The organism is Methylobacterium sp. J-070, from assembly GCF_022829385.1.
Classification (GTDB): Bacteria; Pseudomonadota; Alphaproteobacteria; order Rhizobiales; family Beijerinckiaceae; genus Methylobacterium.
In genome coordinates, this window is the sequence record NZ_JAKSXX010000115.1 from 1 (window position 1) to 2,229 (window position 2,229).

Genomic DNA, 2,229 nt, shown 5'->3' on the forward strand with positions numbered 1-2,229 from the left:
GGGGATATCTGGCCGATCTTCCGTCGGAAGCAGGCTTCAACTGCGGAGGTATCATCGCCAGACTCGGGGCAAAGACGGCGATAGTCGGCCGTGCACGATGCGCGCAGCGCCGTCTCCGCCGGCCCCATCTGACGTCCTGCCGCCCAACCCGCCGACGGGGAGCCGAACGCCACGGTCAGGATCAGCGCCCATCGAAGGAGCTTTGCGAGACGGCACAGTCTGTCCGGAAACACATGTCGCCAACGCGAGTGGATGCCGTCTGAGCCTGTCAAATACTTATCCTCACCCGTTCGATAAGCTGCGACGCGTAGCTCCGCGGTCACCCCTGATCGCGGCGCCGCCGCCTGCGGCTAGCACCGCGCCGAGTTGGCCGCGCTTCTCCATCGCGGAGATCCGCCACGCCCGCGTCACCCTGCGGAGACTATGCGCGCCGGCCACATCCCCTGTCGCATCGGCGTCGTTGGCGAGCCACGCTGCATCATCCGCTTGAGCTTCGTCTGTCACAATCGCGACGAGGCGATCCCAGACGGCCTCGAAGGGGTCCGGTTGCATCGACCCGCTCAAGAGAACATCCAACCCACCCCGGCGACGATGCACTCGATCAGCAGGATCGTGCCAACGAACCGGCGGATATCTGGATCGCTTACTGGATGACCGACCCCGTGGCTCCCTACCATGTCGGCGACCTTGCTAATCGTGGACCACCGCCGAACATTGGTCTGCACAGGCTGCAGACGACGATGTCGGATGGACATCTCACCTGTAGGTTGCAACGCGCGGCCGATAAGCGAGATCAGACTGGACACCCCAGCCTGACATCCCACCATCGCACTATTTCAACGTTCGAAATACCAATTTTGTTAGAAAACCAAGCATCGTAGTGATCGCGGTCTTCGATACGTCTGCGCATCACCCTACTCGTCGGTCAACAGACGCTCGTACTCGGCTTCGGCCACCCCGTAAGTGTCGCCAGCCATCTCCTCCAGCTTCTCCCGGTCGCGAACCGTGATGCATCCGCGCCGCGCCGTGATCAACCCGTTGCCTTCCAGCGTGTGCGTGGCCGCCGTCACTCCCGGCCGGCGCACGCCCAGCATCACCGACAGGAACTCGTGCGTCAGCGGCAGCTCATCCCGCCCGAGCCGATCGTGGGTCATCAGGATCCAGTGCGCTAACCGACCTTCCACGGTCAGGTCCCTACCCGCGTGCACCGTCTGGCCGACCTGTACGATGAGACTCTGCACGTAACGACCGAGAACGCCGCGCAACGTCGGACTGTCCGTGAGTGCCGCGCGGAGAGCGTCGGCGGGAAGGCGCAGAGCTGCGCCCTCGACCTGGACGATCGCCATGTGCGGTGTGCGGTCGGTGGAAAGCACCAGGGGCGTGCCAACCAGCCCCTCGAAGCCCGTGATGCCGATCTCGATCCGGCCCTCGGCTGTGTCAGCCACCACCGACACGATCCCCTCCTCGACGAAGTAAGCGTAGGCGATCCGTCGATGCGGCCCGATCAGAATATCGCCAAGCGTCAGCGGCACGCGCTCCAGCGCAAGAGCGAGCCGAGCGAAGTCGTCGGAGCCGAGCGCTCGGAGCAGGCGATTGCGCACGGTGGATGGCTGAGGCTGGGACACGGTGCTGCTCCCGTCGAGGGCAAGAGCACCTGAGGTCTCTCAGCCATCCGCGCCCGAGAATGTCGGCGGACGATAACCCGCAGATGGGGATGAAACGTCGAAACGGAAGGGCCGTACGAAAACGTACTAAATATTAAAAAGGTATTTTGTTTTACCTGCGGACCGTTGTATTATCAAATTCGAACATTCGGCGATTGGGTTTGGCTGGCAGGGTACAATTTTTGTTGTTCTATCCGAGCGAGGTAGAGGTCCGTGCCACGTTTTTTCATCGACACCGACGATGGGCGGATGACCGTCACGGACGAGGACGGCTACGAGCTGGCCAACGTTAGGGCGGCGCGCGACCTGGCTGTCCGTGCCCTATGTGAGATGACTCAGGGTGATCCAGGCCCGGCTGACCGGCGCGCGCTCAGCGCCCGGGTGCGATCCGCGGATGGCCGTACGCTCTACAGCGTAGCGCTCACGCTGACTGGGGAATGGTGGACCGCGCCGCACGCCGCTTGAAAGCTACACTGCGCGGGCTGGTCAACGCCGATCCGGGCGATTCTCCAGGTGCAGGTAGGCTGCATCGAAGCCGCAAAAGGCTCGCAGCCGGGCGAGGTCG

2 protein-coding genes are annotated in these 2,229 nt (G+C 63.3%); one reads left to right on the top strand and one right to left on the bottom strand.

Translation table 11 applies throughout. The annotated features are described in order from the left end of the window. Nucleotides 1-914 precede the first annotated feature (914 nt). Entirely contained in the window at nucleotides 915-1,625 is a 711-nt protein-coding gene (locus MKL01_RS09105) for a Crp/Fnr family transcriptional regulator (protein ID WP_243904893.1), read from the bottom strand. Nucleotides 1,626-1,877: 252 nt separating this feature from the next. Here MKL01_RS09105 and MKL01_RS36180 point away from each other — a divergent pair, with 252 nt between their 5' ends. Then, nucleotides 1,878-2,129, top strand: coding sequence for a DUF6894 family protein (locus MKL01_RS36180; protein WP_409566230.1), 252 nt, complete (start codon nucleotides 1,878-1,880; stop codon nucleotides 2,127-2,129). Nucleotides 2,130-2,229: the final 100 nt, after the last annotated feature.